The 13,350-nt window shown below is 61.1% G+C and carries 13 protein-coding genes and 1 tRNA gene; 11 read left to right on the top strand and 3 right to left on the bottom strand.

Translation table 11 applies throughout. From position 1 onward, the window contains the following. The first annotated feature begins 53 nt into the window (after positions 1 to 53). From PG892_RS03030 to PG892_RS02995, 8 genes are all read left to right on the top strand, one after another. The gene (locus PG892_RS03030; RefSeq protein WP_113977701.1) at positions 54 to 1,415 is read left to right on the top strand and encodes an aspartate aminotransferase family protein; all 1,362 of its coding nucleotides are present in this window, start codon (positions 54 to 56) and stop codon (positions 1,413 to 1,415) included. A gap of 54 nt (positions 1,416 to 1,469) precedes the next feature. After that, entirely contained in the window at positions 1,470 to 2,567 is a 1,098-nt protein-coding gene (locus PG892_RS03025; RefSeq protein WP_113977666.1) for a polyamine ABC transporter substrate-binding protein, read from the top strand. A gap of 123 nt (positions 2,568 to 2,690) precedes the next feature. Beyond that, positions 2,691 to 3,770: a polyamine ABC transporter substrate-binding protein gene (locus PG892_RS03020; protein ID WP_307773762.1), complete on the top strand. Its 1,080-nt coding sequence runs from the start codon at positions 2,691 to 2,693 to the stop codon at positions 3,768 to 3,770. Positions 3,771 to 3,846: 76 nt separating this feature from the next. Beyond that, a complete protein-coding gene (potA, locus tag PG892_RS03015) occupies positions 3,847 to 5,001 on the top strand; it encodes a polyamine ABC transporter ATP-binding protein (protein ID WP_010676056.1) in 1,155 nt (384 codons plus the stop codon). Then, positions 4,998 to 5,903: an ABC transporter permease subunit gene (locus PG892_RS03010; RefSeq protein ID WP_010676055.1), complete on the top strand. Its 906-nt coding sequence runs from the start codon at positions 4,998 to 5,000 to the stop codon at positions 5,901 to 5,903. Before potA ends, PG892_RS03010 begins: the two co-directional genes overlap by 4 nt. Next, positions 5,900 to 6,742: an ABC transporter permease subunit gene (locus PG892_RS03005; protein WP_010676054.1), complete on the top strand. Its 843-nt coding sequence runs from the start codon at positions 5,900 to 5,902 to the stop codon at positions 6,740 to 6,742. Before PG892_RS03010 ends, PG892_RS03005 begins: the two co-directional genes overlap by 4 nt. 48 nt (positions 6,743 to 6,790) lie before the next feature. Further along, positions 6,791 to 7,516, top strand: coding sequence for an MOSC domain-containing protein (locus PG892_RS03000; protein ID WP_069784939.1), 726 nt, complete (start codon positions 6,791 to 6,793; stop codon positions 7,514 to 7,516). A 140-nt stretch (positions 7,517 to 7,656) separates the two neighbouring features. Beyond that, positions 7,657 to 7,733, top strand: a tRNA-Pro gene (locus tag PG892_RS02995). A gap of 235 nt (positions 7,734 to 7,968) precedes the next feature. Here PG892_RS02995 and PG892_RS02990 read toward each other — a convergent pair. Further along, complete coding sequence (locus PG892_RS02990; RefSeq protein ID WP_010676052.1) at positions 7,969 to 8,496, bottom strand: AbiTii domain-containing protein; 528 nt, start codon at positions 8,494 to 8,496, stop codon at positions 7,969 to 7,971. Positions 8,497 to 8,619: 123 nt separating this feature from the next. Continuing rightward, on the bottom strand, positions 8,620 to 9,084 hold the full coding sequence (locus PG892_RS02985; RefSeq protein WP_039039661.1) for a thioesterase family protein: 465 nt from the start codon (positions 9,082 to 9,084) through the stop codon (positions 8,620 to 8,622). 131 nt (positions 9,085 to 9,215) lie between these two features. Between PG892_RS02985 and recQ the strand changes: the two genes are divergently transcribed. Then, positions 9,216 to 11,051: an ATP-dependent DNA helicase RecQ gene (gene recQ / locus PG892_RS02980; RefSeq protein WP_039039660.1), complete on the top strand. Its 1,836-nt coding sequence runs from the start codon at positions 9,216 to 9,218 to the stop codon at positions 11,049 to 11,051. A gap of 116 nt (positions 11,052 to 11,167) precedes the next feature. Here recQ and PG892_RS02975 read toward each other — a convergent pair whose 3' ends face one another. Further along, on the bottom strand, positions 11,168 to 11,470 hold the full coding sequence (locus tag PG892_RS02975; RefSeq protein WP_264787052.1) for a c-type cytochrome: 303 nt from the start codon (positions 11,468 to 11,470) through the stop codon (positions 11,168 to 11,170). Between the two features lie 104 nt (positions 11,471 to 11,574). On the opposite strand from PG892_RS02975, the gene PG892_RS02970 reads away from it, so the two are divergent. Together PG892_RS02970 and PG892_RS02965 are read left to right on the top strand one after the other, a co-directional pair. Beyond that, positions 11,575 to 13,002 (top strand): protein adenylyltransferase SelO, encoded by a 1,428-nt coding sequence (locus PG892_RS02970; protein ID WP_139739359.1) that lies wholly within the window; start codon positions 11,575 to 11,577, stop codon positions 13,000 to 13,002. A gap of 10 nt (positions 13,003 to 13,012) precedes the next feature. Continuing rightward, positions 13,013 to 13,300, top strand: coding sequence for a DUF3630 family protein (locus tag PG892_RS02965; RefSeq protein WP_041211964.1), 288 nt, complete (start codon positions 13,013 to 13,015; stop codon positions 13,298 to 13,300). The last annotated feature ends 50 nt before the right edge of the window (positions 13,301 to 13,350 follow it).

The raw sequence follows: 13,350 nt of genomic DNA, 5'->3' as shown, positions 1-13,350 counted from the left end.
CCCTCATGAATGGCGACAAGATTCGCCGAATCGAAGGAACCGAGGAGCAAGCAATGCAGCACACGACCCGTGAGTGGCAGCAACTGGAAGCCAGCCATCATCTGCATCCGTTTACCGATTTTCAGGCCCTGAACAAGAAGGGCAGTCGCATCATCACCAAGGCCGAAGGCGTCTATCTGGAAGACTCCGAAGGCAAGCGCATTCTGGACGGGATGGCGGGTCTGTGGTGCGTCAACATGGGCTACGGCCGTCAGGAGCTGGTGGATGCCGCCACTCGCCAGATGCAGCAACTGCCCTACTACAACCTCTTCTTCCAGACCAGCCACCCCCCTGCTGCCGAGCTGGCCACCCTGCTGGCCGAGATCACCCCTTCCCACCTCAACCACGTCTTCTTCACCGGCTCGGGTTCCGAGTGCAACGACACCGTGCTGCGCATGGTGCGCCACTACTGGGCCAGCAAGGGACAACCTGACAAGCAGGTGATCATCAGCCGCCACAATGCCTATCACGGCTCCACCGTGGCGGGGGCCAGTCTGGGCGGCATGAAGGGGATGCACGCCCAGGGCGGCTTGCCCATTCCGGGCATAGTACACATCGACCAGCCCTATCACTTCGGTGAGGGAGAGGGCATGAGCGCCCACGAGTTCGGTCTGGCCCGTGCCCGCCAGCTGGAAGAGAAGATCCTGGCACTGGGGGTGGACAAGGTGGCCGCCTTCATCGGCGAGCCTATCCAGGGTGCGGGGGGGGTCATCATTCCGCCCGAGAGCTACTGGCCCGAGATCCAGCGCATCTGCGACCAGTACGGCATCCTGCTTATCGCCGACGAGGTGATCTGCGGCTTTGGCCGCACCGGTCACTGGTTTGCCAGTGAAGGTTTTGGCATCAAACCCGACCTCATGTGCCTGGCCAAGGGCATTACCTCCGGCTATCTGCCGATGGGCGCCGTGATGGTAGGGGACAGGGTAGCCAGGGTGCTGGTGGAAGAGGGGGGCGAGTTCAACCATGGCTTCACCTATTCCGGCCATCCGGTCGCCTGCGCCGTGGCCATTGCCAACATCCAGCTTATGCAAAGGGAGAGCATAGTTAAGCGAGTTCATGATAGTATCGGCCCCTATTTGCAGCACCGCTGGGCTGAGCTGGCGGACCATCCGCTGGTGGGGGAAACCCGTGGAAAAGGCCTGGTTGCCGCGCTGGAAATAGTGCAGGACAAGCAGACGAAACGTCGCTTCCCGGCCGAGCTCCATGCCGGGATGACCTGTCGGGAGTTCTGTTTTAACAATGGCTTGGTGATGAGGGCTGTCGGCGATACCATGATCATATCGCCCCCCTTGGTGATCACCGAGGAACAGGTGGATGAATTGGTCAAACTGGCCAGGCTCAGTCTGGACCTGACGGCTGCAAAGCTGCGGGAATAGGCGGGAACCGGGCAGGTTGGCTTACGCATACAATTTGCTTAGGAGACAAGGACTATGTCTTTTAAAAAGGGAATGATGGCTGCTTCCGTGGCGCTGGTCATGATGAGTACCGGGGCGATGGCCGACGAGAAGGTGCTGCACGTCTACAACTGGAGCGACTACATCGCGCCGGATACGCTGGAAAACTTCCAGAAGGAGACGGGCATCAAGGTGGTCTACGACGTGTTCGACAGCAACGAAGTGCTGGAAGCCAAGTTGCTGGCAGGCAAGTCGGGCTATGACATCGTCGTACCGTCCAACCCCTTCCTGGCCAAGCAGATCAAGGCAGGTGTCTTCCAGAAGCTGGACAAGTCCAAACTCTCCAACTGGCAGAACCTGGACGTCGACCTGCTCAAGGCGCTCGAACCGAGCGATCCGGGCAACCAATACTCCATCCCTTACCTGTGGGGCACCATCGGCTATGCCTACAACGCCGAGAAGGTGAAGGCCGTGCTGGGGGCCGATGCCCCGGTGGACTCCTGGGATCTGGTGTTCAAGCCGGAGAACATGGCCAAGCTGAAGGAGTGCGGTGTCTCCTTCCTCGACTCGCCGACCGAAATGCTGCCGGCCGCCCTGCAATACCTGGGCTTCAAGCCGGACAGCCAGAAGCCGGACGAGCTGAAGAAGGCAGAGGCGTTGTTCCTCTCCATCCGTCCCTATACCGCTTACTTCCACTCCTCCAAGTACATTTCGGATCTGGCCAACGGCAACCTGTGCGTGGCAGTGGGTTACTCCGGTGACCTGCAGCAGTCCAAGGCGCGTGCCGCCGAGGCCAAGAACGGTGTCAGCCTGACTTACGCCATTCCGAAAGAGGGGGCTGGCAGCTTCTTCGACATGATCGCCATCCCGGCGGATGCCAAGAACGTCGAGGCGGCCCACACCTTCATCAATTACCTGATGAAGCCGGACGTGATCGCGAACATCACCAACGTGGTGCAGTTCCCGAACGGCAACAAGGCGGCCACGCCGCTGGTGGACGAGGCGATCCGTACCGACCCGGGTATCTACCCGACGCCGGATACCCTCAAGAAGATCTACACCTTCCCGGATCTGCCGGCCAAGGTGCAGCGTCTGATGACCCGCAGCTGGACCAAGATCAAGTCAGGCAAGTAAGAGTGACGAGTACCCCTCCCGGTCCGCAGTTCGGCCGGGAGGGTGGTGACCACCCGACAGGTTGGACGGCGCGTATGGATGCGCGACTGGCAAAATCACACAAATGAGGACTGATAAGTGCACATGACCAAGATGGCAACGCTGGCCCTGACCCTGGGGTTTGCAAATCTGACCCAGGCAGCCCCTGTGGTTCATTTTTACAACTGGTCCGATTATATCGGCGAGACCACCCTCAGTGACTTTCAGCAGAAGACCGGGATCAAGACCGTCTATGACGTGTTTGACTCCAACGAGACGCTGGAAGGCAAGCTGCTGACCGGACGCACCGGCTACGATCTGGTCGTGCCCTCCAACAATTTCCTGGCCAAGCAGATCAAGGCGGGGGCCTTCCAGAAGCTGGACCTCACCCTGCTGCCAAACCTGAGCAACCTGGACCCCATGCTGCTCAAGCAGCTCGAGAAGGTGGATCCGGGCCATCAGTACGCCGTGCCCTACCTCTGGGGTACCAACGGCATCGGCTACAACGTCGACAAGATCAAGGAAGTGCTGGGTATCGACAAGATTGACTCCTGGGCGACCATCTTCGAGCCGGAAAACATGAAGAAGCTCTCCCAGTGCGGCGTGGCCTTCCTCGATTCGGCGGACGAGATGATCCCGGCTGCCCTCAACTACCTGGGGCTTAACCCCAACAGCCATGAGCCGGCGGACATCAAGCGGGCCGAAGAGCAGCTGCTCAAGGTGCGCCCCTATGTGGCCTACTTCCACTCCTCCAAGTACATCGGTGACCTCGCCAACGGCAACATCTGCGTGGCGGCGGGTTTCTCCGGCGACATCCTGCAGGCGGCGTCCCGGGCCGAGGAGGCGGGCAAGGGGATCAATATTGCCTACAGCATCCCCAAGGAGGGTGGCAATCTCTGGTTCGACATGATGGCGATCCCGGCCGATGCCACCAACGTGAAAGAGGCTCACGCCCTGATCAACTACATTCTCGAACCGCAGGTCATCGCCAAGGTGAGCGACTATGTGGGTTACGCGAACCCGAACATCAAGGCGGGAGAGTTCATGGACAAGGCCGTGCGCGAGGACGAGTCAGTCTATCCCCCCCAGGCGGTGCTTGAGCGTCTGTATGTGCAGGAAGCACATCCCCGTTCGGTGCAGCGCCTGATCACCCGGAGTTGGACCAAGATCAAATCCGGAACCTAACCTTGGCGCCCATCCCGGGGCGCCAGATTGTATTGATGGATCGGCCCAGGCCGGAATCACCTTTGGGAGTTTGGTAATGGCGATAGCCTCCAGTGCCTACAAGAAAGCCCTCGAGGGCAGCCAGCAGCGTAAAGAAGTGCTGGTCAAAATAGACAGGGTAAGCAAGCAGTTCGACGAAACGCTGGCGGTCGACAACGTGTCTCTCAACATCCACAAGGGCGAGATCTTCGCCCTGCTGGGTGGGTCCGGCTCCGGCAAGTCCACCTTGCTGCGGATGCTGGCCGGGTTCGAGCGACCCACGGAAGGACGGCTGTTCCTCGACGGCGTCGACATTACCGACATGCCGCCCTATGAACGCCCCATCAACATGATGTTCCAGTCCTATGCCCTGTTCCCCCACATGACGGTGGCCCAGAACATCGCCTTCGGCCTCAAGCAGGATGGCCTGCCCAAGGCGGAGATCGATGCCCGGGTGGAAGAGATGCTCAAGCTGGTGCAGATGACCCAGTACGCCCGTCGCAAGCCGCACCAGCTCTCCGGTGGTCAGCGTCAGCGGGTGGCCCTGGCCCGTTCCCTGGCCAAGCGTCCCAAGCTGCTGCTGCTGGACGAGCCCATGGGGGCGCTGGACAAGAAGCTGCGCTCCACCATGCAGCTCGAGCTGGTCGAGATCATCGAGCGGGTGGGCGTGACCTGCGTCATGGTGACCCACGATCAGGAAGAAGCCATGACCATGGCCGAGCGGATCGCCATCATGCACCTCGGTTGCATCGAGCAGATCGGCAGCCCGATGGACATCTACGAGACCCCGGCCAGCCGGCTGGTGTGCGAGTTCATCGGCAACGTCAACCTGTTTGACGGCCTGCTGGTGGAGGATGAGCAGGACCACGCCATCATCGCCTGTGCGGATCTGGAGCAGCCCATCTATGTGGGTCACGGCATCAGCTCTCGGGCGGAGAACAAGAAGGTCACCTATGCCCTGCGTCCGGAAAAACTGCTGATGAGCCTGCAAAAGCCGGAAGAGATCGAGCATCCGGACTTCAACTGGACCAAGGGCGAGGTTTATGACATCGCCTATCTGGGCGGCCATTCCGTGTATCACATCCAGTTGCCCTCGGGCAAAATCGTTCAGGCTTTCATCGCCAATGCCGAACGCCACGGCAAACGGCCGACCTGGGATGACCAGGTGTTCCTCTACTGGGAAGATGACAGCGGCGTGGTGCTGCAATCATGAAGGCATTGAGACGACTCAAACAGGTGGGAGGGCGGCAGCTGGTCATCGGCATCCCCTTCTTCTGGCTGTTCCTTTTCTTCCTGCTGCCCTTCATCATCGTCGTGAAGATCAGCTTCGCCGAAGCGGACGTGGCCATCCCGCCCTACACGGACGTGGTGAGCTGGGCAGACAATCAGCTCACCATACTGCTCAACCTGGGCAACTACCTGCTGCTGCAGGAGGATGAGCTCTACATCGCGGCTTATCTGGGGTCCCTCAAGATAGCCCTGGTCAGCACCCTACTCTGCCTGTTGATCGGTTATCCCATGGCTTACGCCATTTCGCGGGCCAACAAGGAGACCCAGACCGTTCTGCTGCTGCTCATCATGATGCCGACCTGGACGGCGATCCTGATCCGGGTCTACGCCTGGATGGGGATCCTCAGCAACAACGGCCTGCTCAACAGCGTCCTGCTGGGCATCGGGGTGATCGACGAACCGCTGCAGATCCTCAATACCAACCTGGCGGTCTATATCGGCATCGTTTACTCCTACCTGCCGTTCATGGTGCTGCCGCTTTATGCCAACCTGGTCAAGCACGACCAGAGCCTGCTGGAGGCGGCCTCCGATCTGGGTGCCCGCAACCTGACCCGGTTCTGGCAGATCACGGTGCCACTCTCCAAGAACGGCATCATCGCCGGTTGCATGCTGGTCTTCATCCCGGTGGTGGGCGAGTTCGTCATCCCCGAGATGCTGGGTGGCCCGGAGACCCTGATGATCGGCAAGGTGTTGTGGCAGGAGTTCTTCAACAACCGTGACTGGCCGGTGGCCTCCGCCCTGGCGGTGGTGATGCTGGCGGTTCTGATCATTCCCATCATCCTGTTCAACCGCAACCAGGCCAAAGAGCTGGAGGGCAAGGCATGAGACGTTTCGGTTTTGCCAAGCTGATGCTGTGGCTGGGGCTGCTGTTCATCTACCTGCCAATGATCATCATGGTCATCTACTCCTTCAACGCCTCCAAGCTGGTGACGGTGTGGGGGGGCTGGTCGCTCAAGTGGTACTTCGGCCTGCTCGACAACAAACAGTTGATCGGGTCCGTGTTCCGCTCCCTGGAGATCGCCTTCTACACTGCCATCGCGGCGGTGGCGCTGGGGACGGTGGCGGCCTTCGTGCTGACCCGGATCCCTCACTTCCGTGGCCGGACCCTGTTCGGCGGCATGGTGACGGCGCCGCTGGTGATGCCCGAGGTGATCACCGGTCTCTCCCTGCTGCTGCTGTTCGTGGCCATGGCCCAGCTGGTGGGTTGGCCCGCGGAGCGGGGCATGCTGACCATCTGGATAGCACATACCACCTTCTGTACCGCCTATGTGGCGATCGTGGTGTCGGCGCGGCTGCGGGAGCTGGATCTCTCCATTGAGGAGGCGGCCATGGACCTGGGTGCCAAGCCGTGGAAGGTGTTCTTCCTGATCACCATCCCGATGATCGCCCCGTCGCTGGCGGCGGGTGGCATGATGTCGTTTGCCCTGTCGCTGGATGACCTGGTGCTGGCGAGCTTCGTCTCCGGCCCGGGTTCGACCACCTTGCCGATGGAGGTGTTCTCGGCGGTGCGTCTCGGCGTGAAGCCCGAGATCAACGCCATCGCGAGTCTGATCCTGCTGTCGGTATCCCTGTTCACCTTCGGTAGCTGGTATCTGATGGCCCGGGCGGAGAAACGCCGCCGTGCCGAAATCGCCATGACCACCCAGATGCAGGCAGTTGCCTGACCTGCCCCGTGATAAGATCCGTATTCCCCCATCCGTCAGGAGAATGGAATGCGGATCTCCCTCTTCATCGGCCAGAGTGCTGAACTGAACCCAGAGCAGGCCCCTGGTCTCATCAGTGCCATCCACAAGCAGCCTGCCGACGCCCCTCTGTGGTGCGATTTCCTCGGCCTTCGCGGGGATGAGCAGAGCGACAGACGCCATCATGGCGGCCCGGATCGGGCCCTGCACCATTACCCTGTGGAGCACTACGCCTGGTGGAAAACCTGGCAAACCGCTCTGGGACTGCCTGTACCACGCACACCCTGGCAGCCTGCCGCCTTTGGCGAGAATCTCTCTGGTTCGGGGCTGACGGAGGCGCAGGCCTGCATTGGCGATGTCTATCGACTTGGGGAGGCGCTGATCCAGATAAGCCAGCCCAGATCCCCCTGTTTCAAGCTCAACCAGCGCTTTGGCTATGGCCAGCTCTCCCAGGTGATGCAGCTGAGTGGTCGCTGTGGCTGGCTGCTGCGGGTGCTGGAAGAGGGAAGGGTGGATCCGCAGGGGGAGCTGACACTGGTGGACAGACCCTACCCTGAGCTGACGGTGAAGCGCACCGCCGATATCCTGTTCAACCAGGCCCGCAATGAGGACGATCTGCAACTGCTGCTGGAGAACCCGGCGCTCTCTCCCAACTGGCGCCAGCATGCGGCCCATTGGCTTGAACATGGTGTGGTGGCGGATTGGAGCCGGCGTTTGCTGGGGCCGACCGAGTTCAGGTTGCCTCGACAGGGCTGAAGGCAGGCGGAAAGATACCTTGCGGCGTTTTTTACTGCGACTCGCTGAATTATTGAGCGTAAAGCCATTTTTTTAGAGTGAATGCAAAAAAAGGCTTGTGTCGGGTCGGGGCTTTCGGTAAATTCTCGCCCCGCAGACATCGGTGTGTAGCGCAGCTTGGTAGCGCACTTCGTTCGGGACGAAGGGGTCGGAGGTTCGAATCCTCTCACACCGACCACATTTGAAAAGGCCGCTCAATGAGCGGCCTTTTCGCATTTGGTTTGTTGAAGCAAAGCTGACATTTCCATTGTCGATTGCTTCTACTGCTCCGATCTCCCTCATTTGCCCAACTAAAAGGGCCACCGCTCGGTGGCCCCACTGGTGGAGTCTGATCCTGACTCCGGCACTCTAGATTGTGACAATCTCGTTATGGGTCTTGTCGATGGTGCCCTCCTTGCGCCCCAGGCGCTCATTCAGATATGCCAGTGTTGATGCCGCAATGCCTTGAAACCGTGTTGGGTTTGCAGGGCCGCATGCTTGGGGTACTCACTAATGAAATGTGCTATTCCCTCCATCAGTTGTGAACGCAGCGAAGACACGGGCTCATGCCAGGCTTGCAGGCAGAGATGACCAGGGATCAGCTGCTCTCGATACGCTTCCAGCAGTGATTCCGGCCAGGGCTCGATATGGGAATCGTGACGCAGTAAATAGTGGGCGGCGGGTTCACGGGCATAGATGAACTGAACTTGGGCCAGGTCGCGTTGGCTTAGCGTTTGGCTGCCGATATGGCAAGTCAGATATTTCCCCGTCTTCAGATTCAGGAAGTGACCGCGTTGCCGACAGGCAATGATGCGATACCAGGGCAGGGGTGAACAGAGAGAATACCCCTCCAGCTCCTGTTCCAACCAGTGACGGCACTCTGGGGTCTGCACTTCTTCGCGCATGGCCTCAAGTCGTGTCAGCAAGGCTCTGGATGGTTGGGTAGCCAGTATCGCGCTCATCGTCTGCAATCCTCCCTCTGCACAGAATCCCGACTTTCAGTATGGACCCTGAGCGGAGGAGGGGGTAAGAATTCTAATGATTAAAATCAGCTTAGAAGCGCACTTTTTATGCAATAAAAACCATTAGCCGACGAGGTAGGTGCCCGTGCCGAAGGCGATGTGGGTGCCCTCTTCGTTGTGCAGCTCCATGCGGGCGACCGCTACCTTGCTGCCTGCCCGGATGATGTGGGCGGTGGCGATGAACTCGTTGCCGCGACCGGGACGAAGATAGTCCACCCGCAGATCGATGGTGCCAAGCCGCGAGAAGCGCTCCTTGAGATAGCTGGGGGAGAAGTCCTCCAGCTCGTCGATGCAGGAGGCTGCGACTATCATGCCGCCCGCCACGTCGAGCAGGCTGGCGGTGACGCCGCCGTGCAGTATGTTGTGGAAAGGGTTGCCGATGAGCTTCTGTTCCATCTTGATGCGCAGCTCCACTTTATCGAAGTCGTAGTGGGTGACTTGCATGCCGATCAGCTTGTTGAAGGGCATCTTTTCGGCGAACAGGTTGGCTATGCCACTGAGCGCCATCTTCTTGAGCATCTGTTTCATTCCTTCAGTCCGCCCTGTCATCAAAGCCGAGTAAAAACTCCAGCCAGTCTGCAACACTTCCTTAACACTCGCAATGGCAGGTTTATTGTGGGCGGCGGCTGCTTTAGAATGGCGACCCCAAAGGAGAGCCCATGACCGTCATTGCCGAAACCCTGCCTGACCCTCAGCCAGAGAATCCCCTTGCCCTGTTGCAGGCGGTGTTTGGCTATCAGCAGTTTCGGCCGGGCCAGCTCGAGATCATCGAGCAGATAGTGGCGGGGCGCGATGCCCTGGTGCTCAAACCCACCGGCGGCGGCAAGTCGCTTTGCTACCAGATCCCGGCGCTGCTGCGACCCGGGCTCGGTGTGGTGGTCTCCCCCCTCATCTCGCTGATGAAGGATCAGGTCGACACCCTGCGCGCCAACGGCGTGGCGGCGGTCTACATCAACTCGGCACTGAGCCGGGAAGAGATGATCCAGAACTTTGCCGCCATGCGCCGGGGCGAGATCAAGCTGGTTTATGTTTCCCCCGAGCGTTTGCTGCAGCACGAGTTCATGGACCGGTTGGCGGAGTTGCCCCTCGGCCTGTTCGCCATCGACGAGGCCCACTGCGTCTCCCAGTGGGGGCACGATTTTCGGCCGGAATACGCGGCGCTGGGACGTCTCAAGCAGTGGTTTCCCCAGGTGCCGGTGGTAGCGCTCACCGCCACCGCCGACGAGGCGACCCGCAGCGACATGCTGCACCGGCTGGAACTGAACGATCCCTTCATCCACACCGCCAGCTTCGATCGGCCCAATATCCGCTACAGCCTGGTGGAGAAGTTCAAGGCAGCGGAGCAGTTGCTGCGCTACGTGCAGAGCCAGAAGGGCAACTGCGGCATCGTCTACTGCTCCAGCCGCAACCGGGTGGAGGAGGTGGCCGAGCGGCTATCCCGTCACGGCTGCAAGGCGGCACCCTATCATGCCGGCCTGCCGCTCGAGCTGCGTCAGCAGACCCAGGAGGCCTTCCTCAAGGATGACATCGAAATCGTGGTGGCGACGGTGGCGTTCGGCATGGGCATCGACAAGCCCAACGTGCGCTTCGTGGTGCACTACGACATCCCGAAGAACATCGAATCCTACTATCAGGAAACCGGCCGCGCCGGGCGTGACGGCACTCCGGCCGAGGCACTGCTGCTCTACGATCCCGCCGACATTGGCCGGGTGCGCCGGCTGCTCGACAACATCGAAAACCCCCAGCAGTTGCAGGTGGAGCAGTACAAGCTCAACGTGATGGCGGCCTTCGCCGAGGCGCAGACCTGCCGCCGTCAGGTGCTGCTCAACTACTTCGGCGAGTACAACGACAAGCCTTGCGGCAACTGCGACATCTGCCTCGATCCGCCCCAGAGTTATGACGGCACCGAAGATGCCCAGAAGGCGCTCTCCTGCGTCTGGCGGGTGGGACAGAATTTCGGGGTGGGTTATGTGGTGGAGGTGCTGCGCGGATCGCTGAACCAGCGCATCAAGGATCACGGTCACGACAAGCTGTCGACCTACGGCATCGGCAAGGATCAGAGCCACGAATACTGGATGAGCGTCATCCGCCAGCTGATCCACAAGGGGTTGCTGACCCAGAACATCACCCGCAATCTGGTGTTGCAGCTGACCGAAGCGGCTCGACCCGTGCTGCGTGGCGAAATGAAGCTTGAACTGGCAGTCCCCCGCCTGCAGCCCATCTCCAGTCGCAAGGAGAAGCGCAACGGCCTGCTCGACAACGCCAACTATGACAAGCGGCTGTTCAAGGAGCTGCGCGCCCTGCGCAAGCAGATCGCCGAGGATGAAGAGGTGCCGCCCTATGTGGTGTTCAACGACGCCACCCTGGTTGAGATGGCACAGCTCATGCCGATGACCGAGGAGGAAATGCTGGCGGTCAACGGTGTCGGTCACCGCAAGCTGGAGCGCTTCGGTGAGGCCTTTATGGACCTGATCATCGACTACTGCCGCCGGTAGGGTCGGCCCAGGTAGACCTTGTCATCGACCGCTGCAGGCCCAGGCCGGTAGGCTGGCACAACAAGTAGGCTGGCACAACAAACAGTGGAAAGGCGCCCGTTGGTCGGCGCCATGCATTATTTCAGGCTGGCGTAATAGGCTGCCAGATTCTCCATGTCCGCCTCGGTCAGCATCGCCATGAAGGGAGCCATCAGCGGCTCGGTACGGGAACCCTCCTTGAACGCTTTCATCTGCTTGAGCAAATAGGCCTGGTTCTGGCCCGCGAGGTGGGGGTAGGTCGGGACGCTCGCCTTGCCATCCGCGCCATGACAGGCGGCACAGACCACGGATTTGGCCTTGCCTGCGTCTATGTCGGCCGCCTTGGCCTGATGGCCCCAGGCAAGCGCCAGCAGGGGCAGGGTATAGACCCACTTTGGCATCGTCTTCTCCTTGAAATGAATAATCGTGATCGCCTGTTAGCCTCGACGAGCCGACGGCGGTATAAAGAGTGACACGAGCATACGCAGGGACAACCCCCATCACCATGAAGTTGATCAACACTTTTGCCACCGAACTCCCCTGGGCTTGCGAGCCCGTTGCCCCGCAGCCGCTGCATGGCCCCAGATTGCTGCATCTGAACCGTGCGCTGCTTGGTGAGCTGGGGCTCGGGGAGGTGAGCGAGGCGCAGTGGCTCGCTTGTTGCGGCCAGGGGCAGCCCCTGCCGGGCATGCAGCCGGTGGCCCAGGTCTATGCGGGCCACCAGTTCGGTGGTTACAGCCCGCGCCTCGGGGATGGCCGCGCTCTGCTGCTGGGGGAGCAGCTGGCGCCGGATGGCAGCCGCTGGGACCTGCACCTGAAAGGGGCGGGCAAGACGCCATTCTCCCGCTTTGGCGACGGCCGTGCCGTGCTGCGATCCAGCATTCGCGAGTACCTGGCTTCCGAGGCGCTGCATGCCCTCGGCATTCCCACCACCCGGGCTCTGGTGCTGCTGGGCAGTGACGAGCCTGTCTACCGGGAGCAGGTGGAGAGCGGGGCGACCGTGCTGCGCACCGCGCCGAGCCATCTGCGCTTCGGTCACTTCGAGTATTTCGCATGGAGCGGGCAGGGGGAGAAGATCCCGGCCCTCATCGACTATGCGCGGCGTTACCACTTCCCCGAGCTGACCGATGGCGCCGAGCTGTTTGCCGAAGTAGTGCGCCGCACCGCGCGGCTCATCGCCAAGTGGCAGGCGGCGGGGTTCTGTCACGGGGTGATGAACACCGACAACATGTCCCTGCTCGGGCTGACCCTGGATTACGGCCCCTACGGTTTTATCGACGCCTATGTGCCGGACTTCGTCTGCAACCACTCGGATCCGGACGGTCGCTATGCGCTGGATCAGCAGCCTGCGGTCGGATACTGGAACCTGCAGAAGCTGGCCCAAGCGCTAGCCGGCCATGTGGATGGCGACGCGCTCGCGTCGGCCCTGGCCCAGTACGAGCACCAGCTGATGTTGCACTACTCCGAGCTGATGCGCGCCAAGCTGGGGCTGGCGGTGTGGGAAGAGGAGGATCCGGCGCTGTTCCGCGAGTTGTTCCGGCTGCTGGCGGCGCACAAGGTGGATTACCACCTCTTCCTGCGACGTCTCGGTGAGGTGACGCGAGAGGGAGCGTGGCCCGCCCGCCTGTTGGCCCTGCTGCCCGATCCTGCCGTCTGGCAGGGGTGGCTTGAGGCCTATCGGGCGCGCCTCGCCCGGGAAGGGAGCGTGGATGGCGTGCGCAAGGGGCAGATGGACGCAGTCAATCCCAAGTATGTGCTGCGCAACGCCCTGGCCCAGCAGGTGATCGAGGCGGCAGAACAGGGCGACATGGCGCCGTTCGAGCGGCTGTTTGCGGCCCTGCAGCACCCCTATGATGACCAACCCGAATACGAGGATCTCGCCACCCCGCATCCGGGCTGGTATTGCGGGGGCGAGCTCTCGTGCAGCAGTTGAGGAGCCGCAGATGAACTGGCGTATCACGCAGACAGACAGGGAAGCCGGGGTGGTGATGCTGACCTGCCCGGGCCTTGACTGGGACAGCTTCCCGACTCTGGCCGAGGCCCTGTTGCAAGAGTGGGAGCTGGCGGCACTCGAGCGGGAGTGGGGGGCGGATCGCCACAGCTGGCTGCTGGAGTTTGAAGGCAGCCGCTTTCGGCTCGAGTACGAACATTACAGCGGCTGCTGGCTGGCGGCGGTGCAGCCGGACGACGCGGAGGCGCTGCTCTGGCTGGCTCGGCAGTCCCGGGAGTGAGCTTGGCGTGCGATGCGAGTCAATCCCTTGAGATAACCGCATAAAGATTG

It is taken from the genome of Aeromonas sp. QDB68, assembly GCF_027707405.1.
Classification (GTDB): Bacteria; Pseudomonadota; Gammaproteobacteria; order Enterobacterales; family Aeromonadaceae; genus Aeromonas; species Aeromonas caviae.
This window is presented reverse-complemented; position numbering and strand designations above follow the sequence as displayed.

Coding starts and splice junctions, on each gene's coding strand:
- PG892_RS03030 (WP_113977701.1), top strand. CDS start 54: ATGCAGCACACGACCCGTGAGTGGCAGCAACTGGAAGCCAGCCATCAT.
- PG892_RS03025 (WP_113977666.1), top strand. CDS start 1,470: ATGTCTTTTAAAAAGGGAATGATGGCTGCTTCCGTGGCGCTGGTCATG.
- PG892_RS03020 (WP_307773762.1), top strand. CDS start 2,691: ATGACCAAGATGGCAACGCTGGCCCTGACCCTGGGGTTTGCAAATCTG.
- potA (WP_010676056.1), top strand. CDS start 3,847: ATGGCGATAGCCTCCAGTGCCTACAAGAAAGCCCTCGAGGGCAGCCAG.
- PG892_RS03010 (WP_010676055.1), top strand. CDS start 4,998: ATGAAGGCATTGAGACGACTCAAACAGGTGGGAGGGCGGCAGCTGGTC.
- PG892_RS03005 (WP_010676054.1), top strand. CDS start 5,900: ATGAGACGTTTCGGTTTTGCCAAGCTGATGCTGTGGCTGGGGCTGCTG.
- PG892_RS03000 (WP_069784939.1), top strand. CDS start 6,791: ATGCGGATCTCCCTCTTCATCGGCCAGAGTGCTGAACTGAACCCAGAG.
- PG892_RS02990 (WP_010676052.1), bottom strand. CDS start 8,496: ATGAGCGCGATACTGGCTACCCAACCATCCAGAGCCTTGCTGACACGA.
- PG892_RS02985 (WP_039039661.1), bottom strand. CDS start 9,084: ATGAAACAGATGCTCAAGAAGATGGCGCTCAGTGGCATAGCCAACCTG.
- recQ (WP_039039660.1), top strand. CDS start 9,216: ATGACCGTCATTGCCGAAACCCTGCCTGACCCTCAGCCAGAGAATCCC.
- PG892_RS02975 (WP_264787052.1), bottom strand. CDS start 11,470: ATGCCAAAGTGGGTCTATACCCTGCCCCTGCTGGCGCTTGCCTGGGGC.
- PG892_RS02970 (WP_139739359.1), top strand. CDS start 11,575: ATGAAGTTGATCAACACTTTTGCCACCGAACTCCCCTGGGCTTGCGAG.
- PG892_RS02965 (WP_041211964.1), top strand. CDS start 13,013: ATGAACTGGCGTATCACGCAGACAGACAGGGAAGCCGGGGTGGTGATG.